We start from the raw sequence: 20,104 nt of genomic DNA, 5'->3' as shown, positions 1-20,104 counted from the left end.
TAACCTACCCGTATAAATCAACTATTATTCAGTATTTTTTGAATAAGAAACCCAAATATATGAAATAAAATTTAGTTAAAAATGAAGAAAATTGTTTATTTGGCATTACCTCTTATTGTTTCACAGCTTATCTCAGTTGCTTTGGTATTGACTGACGTCTGGATGATGTCGCGTATCAGTGTCGATGCTCTAGCGGCTGGCGGGCTAGGTGCGTCTGTCTATACTTTTATTTTTGTTGTCTCGAGCAGCATTGTCGGTTGTGTGGCCAATTTAATCGCCATTGCTTTTGGTCAACGTGCCGCCAGACCAGAGCATGCAGAGCGACAGATTCGACTAGCGATAAAAGGGGCCGTATTGCTTTCGATTGTTCTTACAATCGTTATCAGTATTATCTTTGTCTTTATCCCTCATTGGCTAGTGTTAGCAGACCAGTCACCACAAATAGTAAAAAGTGCGATGGAATATGCTGATGCAATGAAATGGGCATTACTACCTTCATTTTTGTTACTCGTGTTACGAGGGCTAACAAGTGCATTTGGTCGAGTGCGTTCAATCATGGTTATGTCTATCTTGACCGTACTCATCAATGTGCCCATTAGCTACTGTTTCGCCTTCGTGTTCAATATGGGATTAGCGGGCCTGGGTTATGGCTCTTCGTTAGCCGCATTTCTTGTGATGATTGGTTACTGTGCGTGGGTATTTAGCCGCCATGAATTTAACCGATTTGCACCGTGGTCAAATCTCAAGGAGTATTCGTTTAAATTGATCTTGCCTTTGTTGTCACTAGGTGTGCCTATCGCACTCGCGGCGACATTGGAGAATGGTTTAATCTATGGTGGGACACTGCTGGCTGGAATGATTGGTGTTGTTGCGTTGGCCGTCCATCAAATTTTACTGCAGTGTTTGAGCTTTGCTTGGAATATCAACTTTGGCTTATCTCAGGCGGCGGCAATCATGGTGGGACAAGACTACGGTGCTGACAATCCTGCAGGCATTAAACGGACTTCCTGGCATAGTTTTGTGTTAGTCACGGCGATCAGTGGCGTGCTGTCTGCCATTTTTATTCTTTGGCCAAATGCGATCCAGTCTTTATTTGGTATCAGCGCCACGAACACGGATGTGTCACAGCTGTTTAATTCGGTGATATGGATTGTTGCGCTGTGCTTTGTGGTCGATGGTTGGCAGCTACTGGCGATTAATTTGCTCCGAGGAATGAAGATTGTTAATCGCCCTACGGTTTCTACAGCAGTGGGATATTGGTTGTTTGGTTTACCTTCCGCATGGGTTTTGATGTCTCATTTTGGCTTATCTGGTATTTGGTCTGGTATTGGCATTGGTTTAGCGGTGACCGGTGTGTTGTTATTATTGCAACTTAACAGCGCCATAGGCAAACAAAGAAATACCACTAATGTGCTGAAATATCAGCATTAGTTAGCCTATATTTCACATAACTTCTCGTTTTGTTGTCGGCACCAATTCAGTGCCGACTCTTCATCAGGGAAGAAGGCCTTGGTTAACCGAGGGCTGTATTCAAATCTTTGATTCATCAGCTGCTTTTCTATGATTTTGTTTGTAACAACCGCCTCGAATCGGTGGTTGTTTTGATCGGTCCAATGGGCGAGCTCTTCAACCACTTCCCAGATATCTGGTGTCGCCAGATTCCACTTCGACATATCTAACATATTCCCCCAAGGACGCCCGTTGAATTGGCTCACGGTTTGTTTAAGATGTTGGGAAAACAGTATGGCTGCTTCTTTATTCCAGCTACCAAATAGTCGGACGATTAAGATATCGCCAGAATGTTCGATGAGGTAATCACCATGGACATGATATTCCATCTTTATTTCCAACTCCTATGTTCAGCCATATTATCTAATGTTTAGTATATGCCATCATGTCTAAAGGCAATAAAAGCAAAAATGGTTAAACCTGTAATCTATGGGAAGAGTAAGCTTGTGGCAGGTTTAAAGAGGAATCTGGAATGAAAGATGAACAACGTGTGCAAGCGACAATTGACTATATTGGTCAACATTTAGATGAAGAGCTATCGTTAGATACTCTTTGTAAAGTCGCTTGTTTTTCGAAGTTTCACTTCCATCGACTTTTTACCGCTTACACAGGGTTATCTTTACAGCAATACATACGTTGGTTGAGGCTTAAACGTGCTGCTCACCAATTGGTTGTTGATCATACGCGCCCCATTATTGAAGTGGCTTTAGAGGCCGGATTTGAATCTCGACAGTCCTTCACTCGAGCGTTTAAGCAAGTTTGTGGCTCAACGCCTGGACAATTCCGATCCGATGGTAGTTGGCGTGTATGGGAAAGCCCTCCTTATATAGTCTCAAAATTAGGAGAAAATGCGATGGATGTCATCGTTAAACAGGTCAGTTCACGTAGGTTGGCAGTGCTTGAACATAGAGGAGATCCTAGCGGGTTAGGGCAGAGTGTCAATCGGTTGGTGACTTGGGCAAAGTCTTTACCTATTAATGTAAAACCTTCTGCCGGAGATGCATTTGGTTTTGCATATGATGATCCAGCCACAACGCCCGCTGAGAAGTTTAGGTTTGATTTGGCACTGACAGTTCCTGAAAGCCTAGTCATTGAAGATAAGAACATATTGGATAAACGTCTGCCAGAAGGAAAATACGCCATCGCGGTTCATAAAGGATCTCGCGACAGTATTGGTGACACTATTTATGCAGTGTTGCGTGATTGGTTACCGCAGTCAGGTGAATCGTTGGAAGACTTTCCCTGCCTATTCTGTTATCAAAATTTTGACCATGAAGTTGCAGATACAGAATTGGTGACAGAATGCTGGTTTTTGTTACAGTCGTAATTGAGTCTTATCGGCCAGTTGGCCGATAAGACTTGGGAAGCGATATCATATCGGAGCTCTTGCGCCCATGGCTTTGATACTACTGAGTACGGCCAGGTGATGATTGCGATTTGCCATGACGTTATCCATTTGCTCTTGATTCATTTCTTTGTAAAGGTGCCACCAAGCATTTAGGAGGGTTTTGAAGCCTAGAGTGCGGCACATTTGGATAAAATCTTTATATTCCTCTGTCGTGGAGAAAAACAGTCGTTCTCCGGTAGGGAAAAAGGCCACGGCATCCACTTCAATATTATCCACCATAGGGCGTCCAGCTTCGTCACTGTGATGTACCATATTGCCACCTTGATACCCTGCGGCTCTAAACCCTGCATTTAATCGATCACGGACAAGCCTTAATCTTCGGCTCATGTTGCCAATATGGCGATGTTCATATCTTTCATAGTGGCCAAAGTTAAACAGTTCGTTGTTTGAGTTACGTACTCTGCGCCTATCAAGGTTGTCAGGGTCATAGTTTGCTTCTCTCGGAAAGCAGCCCCACAAGTCGTAGTCACCGGTCATAACTCCTCGATAGGTGGCTTTAGTGGCTCTATCACCTCGTGGGTCGGTAAGCCCCATCACTTGATACAGGCGGCCAACACTGGTGTTAATTCTTGCGCCTAACGCCGCGTCGTCGGGGTGTTGATGTCTGTGGCGATAACAGACTGCCCATAATCGCTTAGCACCGCCACCAGGTACTCGATTGGGAAGCTGGCGTTTCAATACAAAATCGAGTTGTGTGCCTCCTTTCGACGTGGATACATGTTTCTCATTGTCTAGGACATGCACTTCGTTATAGGTGGTGGTCGGATCGCCATTGAACAGGTTAATCAGCTCAAGCCTACGCTCTTCTGTGATGTAGAGACCAGCTTTTCCCGCGCCATGATGAATGGCATCGTTGATCGCTCGTTGTTGACCCGCTACTTTTCTACCGTTATCAGCGCCGTACTTTGAAAACCGGGGATCGGCGAGGACAAAGCCTGCCATAGGCCCCCAGTTGCATGATTTTGCTTTAACGTGAAACCCTTTGGTTGCGTAGTTTTCTTGAATTAATTGGGTTGCGTACTTACCGACTGATCTCGATATGATGACGCAATTTAAGTGCCTTGCGATATTTGAAAAAACAACACCATGAGCCAAGGGCATTCCAGATGCGTTCACTGCTGGGTCTCCATATAACATAGAGCCTCCTCTTCATGTTGGCATAAGAGTCCCCAATGCGTTGGGGTAAGGGATTTGTTGCTTATTGACTCATCCAGTATCTATTAAAATATCGATAAATTACTGACACTTATATCACATTTCACGCAATCAATGCCGCTGAAGAGGCCAAAGGTATGGTCAAGTGCGTTTGCGTGAATAGCGCTAGCGAACTAGTTTTAAACTGTTCACTTTCTTTTTTTGTAGGCTCTTATGCGCTGTGCACATATCGTTGCGGTATTAATGTTTATCACTCTAGGCTCTCACACTACGAGCAGTTATGGCTTAGAAACGGTTTATGTGATGCACCCTTATGAAGGAAAGGCGCGCTTTCGTTACCATGTCGCGCTTATTGAGCAAGCCTTGGATAAGGTGTCTGATGACAATACCTATTATGTTTTGAAAGGAATCGATACTGAGGCGAGTGAGTCCTTGTTGCTACGCTTACTCGAAGCAGAGAGAGTTGACTTAGTGTTCCGACCCGTCACCAAAACCATGGAGCACAGCTTTTTGCCTATTCGAATCCCATTGGATCGGGGATTGTTAGGCTGGCGAATTATGTTAATCAATAAAAACAAACAAGCTCAATTTGACCAAATAAAAACCATCCAACAATTGCAACACTTGAAGCTAGTTCAAGGTCAGGGTTGGAATGATATTTTAGTTTATGAATTCAACGGCATTCCCGTATTTCAAGAAAGCCAATTTTCGAAGATGTTTTCGCTGGTGGCGAGCGGCAACGTTGACGCTTTCCCGAGAGGTATACAAGAAGTGTTCGACGAGCATCAGCAGTGGAGCACGAGTTTTCCTGAGTTAGCGATCGAACAGTCAATCGTATTGCACTATGATTTTGTTCGCTACGTATGGTTTATGCCGACAGACAAGGGCAGAAGGTTAAGAGACAAAGTCGAGCGAGGATTAGAAATGATGATTGAAGACGGCAGTTTTGATGACACTTTTAACCAATTCTTCCATGACACAGTTAGTAAAGCGAATTTGGATGAACGCGTCATTATCGAGCTGTCGAATCCGTTCTTACCCAGCAGTATACCCTTCAAAAGAAAAAGCTTATTGATAGACCCAAATCAAATTGAAGTGAAGAGCTCACAGTGAAACATACTGAACGAATATTTGCTCCACTGATTCGTTTAAACAAAGAAACGCGATGAACAAACAGGATTTATCCAAGATGGGGCGAGCTTATGTTGCGCTCACTGATATTGAAGGTACGCCGTGTATTCGCAAGAAAGGTGCATCTGACGTAGAAATCAATTTCTACAAATTCGCCGCATCAAATCTGAAGAGGATTAATACGCCGAAACTTCTTCGGGTAACACAAGATGATTTGTTCATCGAATATATCCCCAACCGAATGGGGCTTGAGCAGTTACAAACCAATTCAAATATGTTTCAGCAAATAGCCCATCTTCACCTCTCACAATACTCTCTGACATTTGAAGTAAAAAAGCACGAATGGTCAGACAGTGCGACAGATATAGCTTTTCAAGCGTTAAAACTATCTAAAGACGAACAATATGCTGTCAAACATATTCAAAGCAAGTCCTCTGAACTCTTTGAGTACCCAGGGCTCATTTCAGGTGATACCAACGACGGCAATTGGGGTACAAGGAGCAATGGAGAGTTAGTCTTGTTCGATTGGGAGCGTTTTGGTAAGGGAAGCCCGGCAATAGACTTGGCTCCTTTGGTCAAAGGGCTGGGAAGTATTACCGATTACGAGGAAGTGATCGAAAAATATGTCCCATATAATCCCTCACTGTCGATACAGGAACTTAAAAGGCATCTCATCATTGCCAAATGCTGGATAATAGTTGAAGTGGTCAACTTATTATTGAGCCGAGGCAATCCAGCAGCATCCACATACATAAATTGGTATCGAAGTAATGTACCTGACTGGGTGGTATCAGTTAGAAAGAGGCTTTAATGGGCTCATAAAGTAAATGACAAGAGGCTGCGATATGTGGAGACTATAAGCGATAGTTTTTCGCCTTAACACGTTGGTATTGTCGTTAAAAACAGGAGAGTTCATGGTTAACCGTGCAGTAGAGCAAGCAATTGAAAATATCCGATTGAAGTCTGTGGGGGCGGAGAGCCCAATTCGTTGCGCTGTGACCATTAACTTTCACCCAGATCGCTACACCTCTGACAATAAATCTCTGCTTCAGGCGATTGCAAATGATGGTGTCTTAAAATCCCAATTCGAAACTGGCACGAGCAATGGTGGTTTAACTGCTTATACTGGCGGTGAACGCTGGCGGTGGGAGCACAGAGTTTTCGATGCTGCATACGACAATGCATCCGACAGTATTCGGCCTAAATATGGCGCTCTAAATTTTCGCAATTATGAGATGGGAGCTTCGCCTCGTTTTGGTTCTTCTTACTTCCAGTTGAAACCCCATACCTTGGAACGAACGACATTTTGCTATCCAGATAGCTTCTTTGAGCCTAAAGACTTCGCGGTTTATAACCGTGTTAAGGCACTCATCGATAAAGCATCCTCTTCAAATGCGGATTTACTTGATGATTATATTGAAGCTCATATACATGGTGTTATTTCACTAAAAGATGATGTCGAGTGTGTTGTGTTAGACCCAATTTACCGTTCTACTCTTGTAGAGAAACATGCCTTAAATTTGGCTGTCCCAATAAAATGGCACAAGGGTTATGAGTTAAGTCTCGAAGAAATGAACTGTCACCCTGACTATCGTGGACAGCAGTTTATTGACCTAGCGAAAGAGCTAGCCCCGGACGGTACAATAAACGCGAGAATACTGGGAGCAGCGGTTACAGAGCAGGGTTATGACGAGCAAGATGTCAAGAAAGTCTGGCACTACTTGGCGAGGTTTGGTTACCGAACAGCGCAACTGTAACAAACCCTCATAGCCCTTATTTCCAAGGGGCTAGTTATTGCCCAAATGAAGTTCTCCTGAATAGTTAAAGCACGAATCTCAATACTTTGATATGCATATTTGTTCATTCAATGCTAGCCTACTAAAAATGCTGACAAGTGAAAGGGTAGTAAAGCCTTATCTACTCGTATTTACGCATTTGGAATGATGTTAATCCTGTGTCTTGAAGTAGCTCGGGTATAATACAAATTATTTACAGGGCCTTAAAGCCAAACGGAGTTACTTTTAAAATAATCATCGACATCAAAATCTATATCACGAGCGACTATCTGTTCGGCTAAATATTGTACCATACCCTCATCTCCAGATTTTATTTGCCTAGCTTCAATATCTTTATATAAAGCAGCTAGTTTCTGATCGTTTGGAGACGCATATTCTACTTCATCTTCTAATAGCTGCCCCACATCATAGAGGCCAGCATCCTCAAGCCTTTTCTGTAACAATGCTACAACTTGATTGTCCTTCAATTTCACACTTTGCTGCTGTTTCTGTTCCTGAAAATCTAACTCCCTTATTTCTTTCTCTAATTTTGGCTTCATGTCAGGTGTTAGAATTTCTAATTTTGTGTATCCACCCCTTTTCTTAAAAATTTCAGGTGGACAAGTAAATAAGGCTTCTTCTGGTAAGGTATGTACAAACGCGTCAAGGCCCTTGTCGTAGCGAGCAGTATGTCCAATTTGTCCTCCTTGATAAAAAACAGCAACCACAGCATTTGGATCTTTTTCCAGTAACTTTAGATAATCTCGATGGAGAGAGCTCTTACTTGGAACCAATGAACTTGATAGCTTTACTTCTTTGGAGTGGAACTCGTTGTGCAGCGCATAGTTGTGACAAACGCCAGTCTCCATGTTGGGGTTAACAATACATATATCATCTGACTGTAGCTTTGTATTCTTTAGTATTGATTGCTTTGCTACCTCACACTGTTTACTCTGCCGAAGCAGTTCATGTTTAGGTAATATGTGAGATTTTAACCTAGGAGCAGTTTTCAAGGTTTTTACTAAATTTACCTCTTTTGCTTCATGTACCTCCGAAACTTCCGGGCTAGAAACCTCCAAAGTATCAGACACTTTGTGAGAAGAAAGTGGCTTAGTGCTTTGATTGAAGATGTTATATGCTGATTGAACATCATTGCCTGTCACAATTCCACTATGTCCATCAGATCTTGGTTCTCTAGACACGATACTTTGAAATAGTTGCTCTACTTGTTTCTTTTTCGCATCGGATTGACCACATAAATGTAACAACGCGGCTTTGAATTCGGTTCGTCCTTTGTCATAACTGTTCTGCCTGGCTGAAAAACTAGTAGAGAATGGCCATTTACTGGTCTTATTTTTTATTGTAATACTACTATCCTTTACACCAGACTTACTATATAAGACTATATTTCCATTTGTCGTACGAGAATTTCTACCTCGAATTTCATGGCCAACTGGGATCGTGCTTTTCAATGAATATAAGTCATTAAAACTAAACGAATTTGGGTTGATAGTATTATTAGTCATATGGGTTTCATAGTGGGAATAAATTATGGAATATAGTTAAACGATCATGAATTTATTAGAAATTGAGTGGTTATCATCACTATTTGAACTCTTTAGAAAATTCTCGTCTATGATCATTTCACTAAATGTTTTTGCGCGTTCAAAAAAAGCCAACAACGTGTTAATTAGTATCTGTACCGTCAGCTCGTGAGAGAAAAGCTGAAAAATTTGTATAACAGAGTCGTCATCAGGGTTTAAAGCCATTTGTATTCCTCCTGACTCTGGCCAATTGAAGCTATATTGTAGTAAAAGACGATTAACAAAATGACTAATCTTTTTTGGTGGTATACCTAGATTTGTTTGTAGGGTTATTTTGTGTTGCTCTGGAGAATAGAAAGCTTCGATTATTTCACCACTTTCAAAATGCACACTCCAACTTAAATCATTATGTTTAACAATTGATTCAACAGGTAGTAGGTCAGCTGCTTCAATAAGATAACCATCTATTACATTAGTACTTATCATTGCTGGGTAACTTATATTTTATGGAATTATTACTCAAAAATAAATATTATAGATGTATCTATGAAAAGCTATCAAAAAATAGCAGGATATTCTATTTTATTAACTTTAGAGTGTGTGACGCCAACCTGTAGAGCGACACATCAAACTCATTTTTCAATGACCATATCAATCGTTTCAACCGAATTCGAAATGTTAGATTTGTGCGCTTAATTTTCTGTGTATACCTTTTACCTAAGATATGCTTATCTAGCGGTAACTGGGATGAGTAAACTAGAAGTCATCTGTGCGGAAATTCGGATGAGAGATCGTTAAACTAACTTGCTCAAACTGATTCTGGCGTCAGTAAAGACGCTACAGGGTATCGATTTTCATTAACCTTTCTGGAATATATGAAGCCATTGAGTGTATTTTCACTTAATGGCTTTTGTCCAAAAACAGCTTTGATGGTTCGATGTTATTTGTTATTTCCAAGCAATTTTTCCGTACCCTAACTGCCATACTATTTCGTCATACTCGCAGGTACATATGCACCACCAAAGGTGTGATGAACTATAAAATGAGATCTTAAGTGTCTAGGTAACTCAAAGTGTCACAAAACCCTACAATTGCCCAACCCTCACAGAAATCGGCCAATATATGTCTTTTTTCACTTCTGCATCACCCCAAAGTGATTTTAGCTGGCTCATCGCACTCTCTAGGTCAGCGTGCTCGCCTTTCTTTATTGCTTGTTTGGTGGCAGACCAGGTGCCGATGTAACCTGCTAGTTGGTCGAAGTCCCAGTTTTGCTGAATTTGAAATTCTGGAAATTCAATTTCGTTAAAAGGGAAAGGGAGATCCAAATAGCCGTTCTCAACATGGCGGCGCTCTTGTGGCCAATGCGATCCCAATGCTTGCCAATAAAGTCGAGAGAATGCTGCGTTTAATCCACCTTTGAGAAGCGGCACACCATAACTGATTAACGCAAGGTGAGCCCTAGGTTTTGCTATACGTTTTGCTTCTTGGTAAAACTGCGGCAATTCGAACCAGTGGGCCGCTTGGGCTGCAACCACTAAATCAACACTATTGTCTGTGACAGGAAGGGATTCTGCACTGGAATGAAAATAACTGATATTGGATTTTTTACTGGCATTTTCGAGTTGATCAGGGCTGACATCAGTTGCTATTACCTCATCAAAGTAGTCAGCCAAATGAATGGAAAGCTGACCTGTCCCACAACCTACATCTAGCACTCTTTGTGAACGTTGAGAAAGTTCTGCCAATGCTTTTGCCAAAGGGTTTGGGTAACTAGGTCTAAACGTGGCGTAGTCTTTACCACCAGCAATGAAATGACTTTGTTTGACAGTCGCGGCGCTGTTGGTATTTAGGGGCAATTGTCTTTTCTCAGTACGCCTTAAGCGCTCGTTAAAAGGCTCACTTTTTAGTGCATCGATTCCTTTTAAGAGGCCTTCTCTAATTGGAGTTTGTACTTCTTGTTCTAGTTGCTCGATGGCAGTAAAAGTGCTGTGCCAATGTGATTGGAGATCATCAAGCAAAGTTTGACCTGTTTTGGTGAGCTTAATATAGGAACTTCTTCCATCAGAGTTTTTTTCTTTGGTGACTAAACCATCTTCTATCATCAACTTCAAGCTTTGACTAACGGCTCCTTGTGTTATTTCAAGGTAATCGGTCATGTCACTGACGGTACTTTTTCCATCAGCGAGGGCTCTCATAATTGGCGTGTATCTTGGTCGATAATGAAGAGATTTGTCTTGGTAAGCTTTAGCAGCACCAGAGTCGAGTAACTCAGAAAAATGCCTTAACAGTTCACCTAATCCTGGAGTGTATGTTTCTTTCATATTCAAAACCCATGTAGTCAAGAGGCGCCAAGCATAATACATTAGCACTAATGTATTATGCAAGCGCAAGAAAAATATCTTTTATTACGCATGACTAGATACAACGAGAAACCAATTCCAAAACCCTCAATTGATAATTTTGACATCAAGAATTTATTGACTAGTTTTTATAGTGTTCTAGCAAAAAAGGAATGTCTGATGAGCACACTATTTCGCAGCGGGCTTTATGCCGTATTGATATTGTTTTCAGCTACAAGTATCTCGGCAGTTGAAATTATTCACCCAATTCCACGTGATGGCTCTGATCTTGATAAATACGCCATCGAATTGATTGGCTTTCTTGCCAAAAAATCAGGACAGCAAGTCACCATTAAGCCGTATTCTCGCCCGGTTGACTCCCAATCGAGAAAAGTGCAATTGCTCAAAGAGGGCAAAATGACGGTAGATTGGTTGGGAGCCGATAAGAAACTCGAAAGTCAGCTGGTTCCTATTCGTTACCCGGTTTTTCGCGGTTTGTTAGGACATCGAATATTTATTACAAATAAAACCACAGAAGCTAAGCTGGCGAACGTAACAACAAAAGCAGAACTTGAAAAATTTAGCATGATTCAAGGGGAAGGTTGGGCTGATGTCGGTGTGCTCAAAGCGGGTGGATTTAAGGTAAAAGAAGTACCAAGCTTTGAGAATATTTTTAAAATCGTTGATGCAGGTCGTGCGGACTTGTTTCCCCGAGCAGTCATTGAACCCTATAGTGAATTGGCCCAACGTAAACAATATTCAAACTTAGTGGTCGATAGTAAGTTGATGTTGGTTTATAAATTTCCTATGTTCTTGTTTGTTTCACCTGCCGCACAGAACAAGGTTGTAGTTGACCTACTCAACACTGGTTTTGAAAAAGCTTATCAAGACGGCTCTTTTTTGGAATTTTTCGACAATTCAGCCTTAGTGAAGAAAACCTTTGAGCAAGCGAAGATGAAGCAGCGCCGTGTGTTCAATATCCCCAACCCAAATTTATCTGACGCCACTCGAAATATCCCAGACAAATATTGGCTGAAGTTTTAATTCTATTCAAATTTAGGAATAGTGGGTGGTGTTTGGTCACCCACTTTTCGCATCTAAGTTCGGTTTATATTCTGTTGTTTTCGAGCCAGTTGTAATGGAGGGTGAAGCACGGCCGTAGTTCTAATCACTGTGTTGTTACTTTGCGGAAAGCGAATGGTAAACTTGCTCCGTTTTTTAGCGCCATCTAATACCGAGCCTTTAAACAGGTGCCCCTCGCCTGAGAAATAGGCGAGGCCATGGCTTCCAACGAGCAGCTTTTGCTCTTTGCCGTCAATTGTCACTTGAATATGAGTCCCTAGCGCTAAGGGGTTTTGCGTCTGATCAACCAGACGGACTAAGATTTGGTGGATACGCTTAATATCAAATTTGACCAATATGCCTGAGCGATAGCTGGGCATGATGTCAAATTGGTGGTCCATGGCTTTCATGTTGAGTGGTAAGTTTGGAGAAATACCGATATTGGTGCTGGTGTATGCGGTTAGGTTAGGGATGACATAGTCGCCTTCATCATTGGAGAGGCCGAGAGAAAGGCCGTTTTGTTTTATGCCAACGCCACCGATTTTAGACGTTTCGATGAGGGCAAAACCATCGTACAAAGAGGGGGATAGCATAAGGTGGTGATCCATCCACAACAGAGCGCCATCAGCATTGGCGATGATTTGTCTATTCGCATCTTCTTGATAAAAATTTAGGCTGTAATCGCCACTTGGCGTGTTGCCCAAGTAAACGCTTCCACTGACTTGGTTTTGTCCATCACTACGGCCCATTGAAAGACTGGTTGATAAATTCTTTCCTCCACCCAGTTCGTGGTTTGTCATATACGAAGCAAGCTGACTGTTTCCATATTGCGTATGTTCATTGCTGCTCGACATCGAGCTATGGCGATCAAACTGATAACTCAAGTTAATGCCAAATGAGTACTGCTTTTGCTCTCCATATTGTGCTTGGTAGCTACCAACGAGATTAAGTCCGCTGGAGAGTGACAAGGTGTAGGTGGCAGTGTAAATATGGGATGACGGATTGTCTGAATATTGGTTGTGAATGTACATGGCGTTGGTTGCAATGTGTCCCCATGCACCGAGATAATAAGCGACGCCAACACTGGTTTGTAGGCCATTATTCAGGGTGGATTCATCACTTGCCGTTGAGATTTGCGTAAAGTGCTCAGAGCTATATTGAGCATTGGAGTTTAACGATAGGTTTCCCCAGCGAATGTTATAGCCAAGCCCAGTTAGAGTTCCGGATTGAGAGTGTTGCATACTCGCCGTAATATCGGCAGACAGTATGCCAAATGAGCCGGTTCTAAGATACTGTGTTGAACCAAGTGTTTGCTGCTCTTGCAGCAGACTTGCATGGAGTTGATATGTCCATATCGGGGTCACGCCATAGTTGTAGTTGAGCACTGCCGCCGCAGGGCCGTAGTCAGAGTTACTTTCGCCGTAGTGCTGCCTTAGCCAACCAAATTGATAAGAATAACTGGATAATCCTGCTTTTAGTAGATTTGTGTCAGCGAAGTAGGGAATGCTATAGGTGGAGACTTGACCATTTCTGTTTGTCGACGTAACTGTAATGGTGCCAGAGCCATCAGTGACGGGAATATTATAGAACTGGTAAGCACCAGGATTGACCTGATAGTTACCAACTGGGACACCGTTGACTTTAAGTTGGACATCCTGAGGTAACGTTGCGTTTTGATTGATTTGTGGCAGTGAGCGTATATCGAGTTTGGGTCTGAGTTGGTAGTTCTTGTAGAAGCTTATTCCGCCAAAATTAACGCTTCCCCCCCAATGTGCTGAGGAAGTCGTACTGTCACCGAGCACTAACGTTGTTAAATGATACCAATCATCTTTTCTCCATCTTGTGTCTAAGCGAAGCCAATCTGGTGTTTCCGTATCATCAGTTTGATTATTGAGTTGATTCGGTGTGTAGACAAATGCCTGAGAAAAAAAGCCTTGCTGGTGGGTAAATACCCCTAACTCTCCAGATATAGCTGCATAGTATTGTGACCGATCGACCATGGATCCAGACACGTTATAGTTGAGAAATGCCCCATTTGTAGAACTAGGCTGGATCGAATTGCTTTGCGTATTTTGCTGTAAGTTTTGCCGGTCTTTTTTGAATCTCCAACTAGGGAAGATTAACGATAGAGCTTGAGAGCGTGGATCCCATGTAATGCCCTTGGAATTCTTATCAATGATGACGAATGGTTGATGTTTTTCTTCTTGGATATCGAGTCCGCTGAAATTCACGACATTGGCCTTGGTAAATGCCTCTTTTGGTAACCAAAGTTGTTGCTCTTTCTGACAGGCTGCCCAAACTTGCGATGCACTGCCATTGATACTGATAGAAGGTAATAGAGGACTTGCTTTGATGTTTAAGCAAATCTTGGGAACGGATATCGCAAATACTGCAGGACTTGATGTTATGGCGCAGAGCAGAAACAAGGTGACAACAAGGTTATTCGGCTTTGCGTGTTTCATCGGATTCATTGGTAGCGATACAGTGGGTAAAACTAGGCGAGGTAACTTAATTGATAGTAGACAATGACCTCTGAGGTACGGCTAGATACAGTGACATTGGGCCTCACTTTTAATTGCCCGTAAACCGAGATCCATGGTGTTGCGCCGTGGTGATTTTTTATTCTGAACTGTCCGGTGATAGCGCGTTTACCATTGAGTAGCGGTTGTCGATAATCTGGTTTTTTGAATATCTTGAACGGCATCCCTCTACCTAGCTTAGCTCTTGCTCCGACTGAGTACATGGTGACACGGTAGCGGATAATGCCATTGGGTAGCTTGGCTGAGCCACAGGTGATTTGGAACGCTGTGGTTTGCCTTACGGTTGAAGAACGGCGCACATTGCCAAAATCAAGCGGCTTAGTCTGCAATTGGCACGAGGTATGAAGCATCAAGGAGATGTCAGTATTTGCCTTTGCCGTAGGCACAAATGAAACTGCCGCGCAGCAGATTATAAGTATATGAGCGACCAGCTTCATTTGTTTTTTGCTCATTGGCTTCATAGTGTCACGAGCGTGGATTTGGTCGATGATAGGTCACGTAATTTTTGTTGAACTGAAACGATGTTTTTGCTGTTATCAACATGGAAGCTGACACTTACACCAGGCAGTATATATTTTCTTGGTTGCTCTTTGACGTGATGACCATTTTTGTCAATAAAGCTGATGGATTCAAAGGACAGCACAGATTCACCAGAATTGGTGAACGTGAGTTGCTGAGGCCCTGTTTTTTGCCAGTTCCATTGAGTCTTGATTGGGTTTTTAGGGTAGACAAATACCGGAAATTCAATGTTGTAAAGAATATTGATACTATTTTTAGCTTGGGTGTCAGAGGCTTTGTCAGGGATCTGTTTTAGCTGAATTCGATAGGTTTCTACGTGTTTGCTGTTATTGTTAGCAAACAGGCCAACTCGTAATGCTTGTGATTCATGTGCAGGTAAAGTGAAAATAGCGGGAGAAGGGAATAAGTCCTCACTGTTAATCTTTTTTACTGAATGGTTTTCAACTTGCCATTTAAATATGACAACTTGAAAGGATACAGGTTGGTCAGACTCATTATATAGATTTAAAGTTTGCAGTTTACTGTTATTCTTAAACGTTAATGATGTCGTATTGAGTTGTAGCGCATTACAAGTAAATGAAATCCCAATAACAGGAATAAGAAGAGCGATTGATTTTAAAACGTTATTTGTCATTATAAGTCCGAAATGATGTAACCGTAAAAATAAAGATTTAATACCCAAACAAAAGAATAATGACATTCAGTTTGCTTGGGTATTAATGTATGACTAAAACTCGACTTCAACCGTTACATTTTGTGTAAATGATTTGTCGGCATCAGCCGATAAGTCTTGCCCCGCTGGCACTTCACCATAGATGGTTGCTGATCCTTGTCCATTCTTTAAGCTAATTTCTTGTCCGTGCCCTTTACCATCGTTATATGGAGTAATCATCTCTGAGGGCTTATAACTGGAGTCAGTATACAACCCATAGTTTATAGTGGCTCCCGACTTATCCGTGGCTGTCATAATGTACTGATTGTCTTCACCAGTGTTGGTGCTTATATAGGCGACAGGGGTATTGCCATCAGCCGTATAACAATCGGTCACAGATACTTCAGTGGTACTTGTGGCTTCTTGCTGGTTCTTGAGTTGATTGAAATCCATAGGGGGAATCATTTGTAGAGTACAGGTTGCGGGTACCGTGGCCTTAACAACAAGTATCTGGCTATTTGATGTGTGTGACAGTGGCGATGCTGCGAAACTGGAAATGGACGTAAAGGTTATGGCAGTAGCGACCACGATTTTATTTAAAGACTTCATTGCTTATACTCCTATTGGCTAGATAAATAAACACACTGGTTGTGCTTTTTTTAAATAACAAAATAATGAAGTGAGAACTTGAATTATTAATGAATTTAATGCTTAAGTTGTACGCGATATACGACTACTGCAACTCATTATTTATTTCACTTCACTAGAAAGAAAAATAATAAGAGTTGGGCTAAATATAACGATAGAAATTATTATGTTTAAAATTATAAAGAATAGTTACTTGTAACATTGATAGATTAATTACAGAAAGATCTGCATCACAAGTTTGTCTTTTGGAAGAATTTTTATTGTTTTTTAGGTTTTTGAAAGTAAAAGTATCAATAAATAGAATATTAGAAATGGTTTCTCATTCTAATATTCTATTTATTATAGGCTGTCTAATAAACGACGATATGCCCGTTTTTGTACGTCAGATCGGCTAGATAATCATTGCCAATCAATACCGGGCCATCTAAGTCGACGATTTTAGCCTTGGTAGCGATTGGAAAAGCCGCTTGCATTGCTGTTGACGTACCCACCATGCATCCGACCATGATGTCCAATCCATTTGAGCGAGCCGTTTGTTCGAGCTTTAGTGCTTCGGTGAGTCCACCCGTTTTGTCGAGTTTAATGTTGATCATTTCGTAACAATCAACGAGAGCAGGGATATCTTGCTCAGTATGGCAGCTTTCGTCTGCGCAAATCGGGATAGGGTGGGGAATGTTTCTTAATAGCGCTTCTTTCCCACTAGGAACGGGTTGCTCTATCATAGAAATATTGAGTGGTGTCAGCGTTTCAAATAGGTTCTCCAAATCAAGGTCTTGCCAGGCTTCATTGGCATCAACAATGATTTTGCAATTGGGGGCAGCATTGCGTACGACGGTCAAACGTTCTACGACATCTGCTGCATCGACTTTGACCTTTAGTAATGTGGCTCCTATTTCCACATAATCTCTGGCTTGTTTCGCCATCGCATCGGGTTGGTCTATCGACACGGTCATTGCGGTTTCGATTTTTGCCGCGATAGCAAAATATGGATTGGGAAATGTGGTGCCATTAACTTGTGCTTCTAGATCCCACAGTGCGCAATCCAAAGCGTTTCGAGCGGCACCTGCTGGTTGGCTTTGTAGAGCGGTACGTGCCTGCTGCGGAGTAAGATCTTGCCACCCTTGGCTGAAGATCTGGATCTGTTCTAAAACAGAATCAATGCTTTCACCATAACGAGAGGTTGGGGAGCACTCCCCAACCGCTGAAAAATCTTTGTAGGTTAAAGTGGCTTGGATAATATCGCAATGTGTTCTCACTCCGCGAGAGATAATGAAAGGTCTCTCTAACGGAATGTGTAGGTGTTCGCTTTTAACATGCATCCTAACTGTCCTTAAACTGCTTTGATTTGTTGTACGATTGGGGCCATGCTAAAGCGCACCGGATCGGTAACTGGCACTTGATACTTTTCGCTCCAATCTGCACACAATGTTTGCGCCTCTTGTTCACTTATAGCAGAAGTATTCAAACAGATACCAACTAATTGCACTTTAGGGTTGGTGACACGAGCGGCTTGCAAGTTTGCAGTGATGGTGTCTTCGATAGATGGCAGTGCTGCATGCGGTAAATTACGAATGTGCTGGCGTCCGACTTCGTGGCACAGTACTAAAGCGTCAGGTTGTGCGCCATGCAATAGCCCTAGGCTTACACCAGCAAAAGAAGGGTTATACAGTGATCCTTGACCTTCAATAATATCCCATTCATGGTCATTAAATGCTGGGCTGAGCGTTTCCACAGCACCAGAAATAAAGTCAGCCACGACAGCGTCAACAGAAATGCCATGTCCATCGATTAGAATACCTGTTTGCCCGGTTGCTTTGAATTGAGCTTGGGTACCGCTTTCGGTTAGCGCTTTTTCTATGGCAAGGGCTGTGAACATTTTTCCAACTGCGCAGTCGGTACCTACGGTAAGAAGACGTTTGCCTTGGCGTTTTTTACCATTGCCAACTTTTAACGGCTCATCGTAATGTCGTACATCGAATAGTCGAATTTGCGTTTTATCTTGCAGTTGAGCTAACTCGGGAATATCGGATAAGCGTTGATGCATGCCTGAAGCAATATCGAAGCCTAATTCAGCAGCTTGAATAAGCGTACCTAACCAATTATCAGGGATGACGCCTCCTGCGTTTGCGGTACCGATAACGAGAGTTTTGGCACCTTTATATAGCGCTTGTTGTAGGGTGAAATCAGGTAAGCCGAGTGAGATGGTGTTTTCATTTAGTCTAATTTGACCCACACAAGCATCAGGACGCCATTTCAAAATACCACGTGCAGTTTTTGCTGATAGAGGATCGGTCACATCACCGAGGAAAAGTACGTAAGGTTGAGCTATCTTCATGGTTTATCCGCCTATATTATTATTTAATCTATACCCAAGTCATTGTGAATGCGAATCATGAAATGACTTGGATACAGAGATATTAGGCGCGCCATCTGCGAATGTAGAATACTTATCCGTTGCTCTGCTATAACAAGAAGTTATTGCTTTTTTAGTTTTTCAATAAAGGATTTAGCTGTAATGGAGAGCGGATAACTTTCTGCGTGAAGCAGAGAAACCGAAATGGTGATGCTTGGTGTAAAGCTAAACAAAGAGACCTGAGAATAGTGGGCAAATTGGCTGGCAGTCCATGGATCTACGACCGCAACCCCCGCTTGATGAAGGGCGAGATCCGCTGCGATATTATGGCTCCTTACATTGACCACATATTGATAATCTGGAATGCAAGATTGCACTAAGTTATTCAGTTGTCTGCCAAGAGGATCGCGTTCATCCAGACCGATCAATGGTAGGCCTAGATTCAACAAGTGAGAGATGGTGAGAGGTGAAGCTTTTTGTGCTTCCTTAGCATGAGAGGCCGGGATAACGGCGACCAGCTCTTTTTCAAATAATGTCACTTGTTCAATCGAGTAAGGAGTCTCCCCGCCAAAACATATGGCTAAGTCAATTTCATTTTTAAGTAGGCTGTCGCACATTTGGTTTTGATGTCCAGTCAATAATTCAACTGAAAACTGCTCTTCTTTTAAGCACTTGGCGACAATTGGCGTTAGAACTGTGGAGGCCAATACAGGGGGAGCACCCACCCTGATATGTTGTTCACCTTTTTTTATCTTGTTGGTCATTGAGCGAAAGGTACCCAACTGCTGATAAACACGCTCAGCTTCGGGAAGCAGGGCGCGCGCTTCGTTGGTTGCTACGAGTCTCCCTTTGACTCGTTCAAACAATGGAAAACCAAGTTGTTGCTCCGTGTGAGCCAAAACGCGGGTGATATTGGGTTGAGACACATTTAAATTCTTTGCGGCTCCAGAAACAGTGCCACTTTGCATGATGGAGTAAAACACTTCTAACTGACGTAAATTCACTGAAACACCCTATAATGCTTACGAGCTGTTTGGTAAGCCTAACGACTTCTTTGTAGCCGCCGACGAATCTTTGAACACTTTAAGGTATTTGTAGGTTGGTCTTCAATAGGAGGAAGTATTTAGGTGGACAGCAGACGAAAGTGAGAGTACATCGCCTCTCACTTTACAATCGTTGTTGGTATATTCATATCACTGGGTATATGCCTATTTTTTTCTTTTTTTGATTAAGGCAAATGTGATAGCACCTGCTAGAGCAATGACACCTAACGTCATAGAGCTGATATGAAGGTGCGGATGAATGTCAAAGGCGATACTTACAATCAGCGGCGATGACACGAAAATCATAGAAATGATGACCAACAAAATCGTCATTGGCATTTGTTCATGATCTTTACGTTGCATATCTACAGTCCTATTTAGAGGTTCCTATTTAAGAATAGGATAGGCTGAAAAAAATGCTTACAA

Annotated in this window: 19 protein-coding genes and 1 pseudogene; 6 read left to right on the top strand and 14 right to left on the bottom strand. The window is 42.3% G+C overall.

The window, feature by feature from the left end:
* Positions 1–81: 81 nt before the first annotated feature.
* Positions 82–1,431 (top strand): MATE family efflux transporter, encoded by a 1,350-nt coding sequence (locus M9194_RS01660; RefSeq protein WP_250610575.1) that lies wholly within the window; start codon positions 82–84, stop codon positions 1,429–1,431.
* Positions 1,432–1,436: 5 nt separating this feature from the next.
* Here the strand turns inward: M9194_RS01660 and M9194_RS01655 are convergent, their stop codons facing one another.
* Complete coding sequence (locus tag M9194_RS01655; protein ID WP_250610573.1) at positions 1,437–1,838, bottom strand: hypothetical protein; 402 nt, start codon at positions 1,836–1,838, stop codon at positions 1,437–1,439.
* Positions 1,839–1,981: 143 nt separating this feature from the next.
* Between M9194_RS01655 and M9194_RS01650 the strand changes: the two genes are divergently transcribed.
* A complete protein-coding gene (locus tag M9194_RS01650) occupies positions 1,982–2,836 on the top strand; it encodes an AraC family transcriptional regulator (protein WP_250610571.1) in 855 nt (284 codons plus the stop codon).
* Between the two features lie 45 nt (positions 2,837–2,881).
* On the opposite strand, the gene M9194_RS01645 is transcribed toward M9194_RS01650, so the two are convergent.
* Positions 2,882–4,054: a CyaA/EF/ExoY family adenylyl cyclase toxin gene (locus tag M9194_RS01645; protein ID WP_250610569.1), complete on the bottom strand. Its 1,173-nt coding sequence runs from the start codon at positions 4,052–4,054 to the stop codon at positions 2,882–2,884.
* Between the two features lie 231 nt (positions 4,055–4,285).
* Here M9194_RS01645 and M9194_RS01640 point away from each other — a divergent pair, with 231 nt between their 5' ends.
* The 3 genes from M9194_RS01640 (at position 4,286) to M9194_RS01630 (ending at position 6,960) form a co-directional block, all read left to right on the top strand.
* Positions 4,286–5,185 (top strand): type 2 periplasmic-binding domain-containing protein, encoded by a 900-nt coding sequence (locus M9194_RS01640; protein ID WP_250610567.1) that lies wholly within the window; start codon positions 4,286–4,288, stop codon positions 5,183–5,185.
* Between the two features lie 52 nt (positions 5,186–5,237).
* Entirely contained in the window at positions 5,238–6,014 is a 777-nt protein-coding gene (locus tag M9194_RS01635) for a phosphotransferase family protein (RefSeq protein ID WP_250610565.1), read from the top strand.
* A 103-nt stretch (positions 6,015–6,117) separates the two neighbouring features.
* The gene (locus M9194_RS01630) at positions 6,118–6,960 is read left to right on the top strand and encodes a DUF3626 domain-containing protein (protein WP_250610563.1); all 843 of its coding nucleotides are present in this window, start codon (positions 6,118–6,120) and stop codon (positions 6,958–6,960) included.
* Between the two features lie 242 nt (positions 6,961–7,202).
* On the opposite strand, the gene M9194_RS01625 is transcribed toward M9194_RS01630, so the two are convergent.
* From M9194_RS01625 to M9194_RS01610, 4 genes and pseudogenes are all read right to left on the bottom strand, one after another.
* Positions 7,203–8,504 (bottom strand): hypothetical protein, encoded by a 1,302-nt coding sequence (locus M9194_RS01625; RefSeq protein WP_250610562.1) that lies wholly within the window; start codon positions 8,502–8,504, stop codon positions 7,203–7,205.
* A gap of 36 nt (positions 8,505–8,540) precedes the next feature.
* Complete coding sequence (locus M9194_RS01620) at positions 8,541–9,008, bottom strand: type III secretion system chaperone (RefSeq protein WP_250610561.1); 468 nt, start codon at positions 9,006–9,008, stop codon at positions 8,541–8,543.
* Positions 9,009–9,171: 163 nt separating this feature from the next.
* Positions 9,172–9,299 (bottom strand): annotated as a pseudogene (locus M9194_RS01615) (IS1 family transposase); the annotation flags it as partial.
* Between the two features lie 308 nt (positions 9,300–9,607).
* Positions 9,608–10,843, bottom strand: a complete 1,236-nt coding sequence (locus tag M9194_RS01610) for a methyltransferase domain-containing protein (protein ID WP_250610560.1) — start codon at positions 10,841–10,843, stop codon at positions 9,608–9,610.
* A gap of 198 nt (positions 10,844–11,041) precedes the next feature.
* Here M9194_RS01610 and M9194_RS01605 point away from each other — a divergent pair, with 198 nt between their 5' ends.
* Positions 11,042–11,905 carry a hypothetical protein gene (locus tag M9194_RS01605; RefSeq protein ID WP_250610559.1) on the top strand — a complete coding sequence of 288 codons (864 nt, stop codon included), beginning with the start codon at positions 11,042–11,044 and terminating at the stop codon, positions 11,903–11,905.
* A gap of 53 nt (positions 11,906–11,958) precedes the next feature.
* Here M9194_RS01605 and M9194_RS01600 read toward each other — a convergent pair whose 3' ends face one another.
* The 8 genes from M9194_RS01600 to M9194_RS01565 form a co-directional block, all read right to left on the bottom strand.
* On the bottom strand, positions 11,959–14,385 hold the full coding sequence (locus M9194_RS01600) for a fimbria/pilus outer membrane usher protein (protein WP_250610558.1): 2,427 nt from the start codon (positions 14,383–14,385) through the stop codon (positions 11,959–11,961).
* Between the two features lie 32 nt (positions 14,386–14,417).
* A complete protein-coding gene (locus M9194_RS01595; protein ID WP_250610557.1) occupies positions 14,418–14,915 on the bottom strand; it encodes a spore coat protein U domain-containing protein in 498 nt (165 codons plus the stop codon).
* A 5-nt stretch (positions 14,916–14,920) separates the two neighbouring features.
* Positions 14,921–15,616 carry a fimbrial biogenesis chaperone gene (locus M9194_RS01590; RefSeq protein ID WP_250610556.1) on the bottom strand — a complete coding sequence of 232 codons (696 nt, stop codon included), beginning with the start codon at positions 15,614–15,616 and terminating at the stop codon, positions 14,921–14,923.
* Between the two features lie 93 nt (positions 15,617–15,709).
* Positions 15,710–16,243 (bottom strand): spore coat protein U domain-containing protein, encoded by a 534-nt coding sequence (locus M9194_RS01585; protein WP_250610555.1) that lies wholly within the window; start codon positions 16,241–16,243, stop codon positions 15,710–15,712.
* Between the two features lie 389 nt (positions 16,244–16,632).
* The gene (locus tag M9194_RS01580; RefSeq protein ID WP_250610554.1) at positions 16,633–17,601 is read right to left on the bottom strand and encodes a dipeptide epimerase; all 969 of its coding nucleotides are present in this window, start codon (positions 17,599–17,601) and stop codon (positions 16,633–16,635) included.
* 11 nt (positions 17,602–17,612) lie between these two features.
* Positions 17,613–18,617 carry an N-acetyltransferase DgcN gene (gene dgcN, locus M9194_RS01575; protein WP_250610553.1) on the bottom strand — a complete coding sequence of 335 codons (1,005 nt, stop codon included), beginning with the start codon at positions 18,615–18,617 and terminating at the stop codon, positions 17,613–17,615.
* A gap of 140 nt (positions 18,618–18,757) precedes the next feature.
* The gene (locus M9194_RS01570) at positions 18,758–19,639 is read right to left on the bottom strand and encodes a LysR family transcriptional regulator (protein WP_250610552.1); all 882 of its coding nucleotides are present in this window, start codon (positions 19,637–19,639) and stop codon (positions 18,758–18,760) included.
* Positions 19,640–19,843: 204 nt separating this feature from the next.
* Entirely contained in the window at positions 19,844–20,041 is a 198-nt protein-coding gene (locus tag M9194_RS01565) for a hypothetical protein (RefSeq protein WP_250610550.1), read from the bottom strand.
* Between the last annotated feature and the right edge of the window lie 63 nt (positions 20,042–20,104).

This window comes from Vibrio sinus, assembly GCF_023634645.1.
GTDB classification, from domain to species: Bacteria; Pseudomonadota; Gammaproteobacteria; order Enterobacterales; family Vibrionaceae; genus Vibrio; species Vibrio sinus.
Note: the sequence above shows the minus strand (reverse complement) of the source record. Positions and strands in the feature narration are given on the sequence as shown.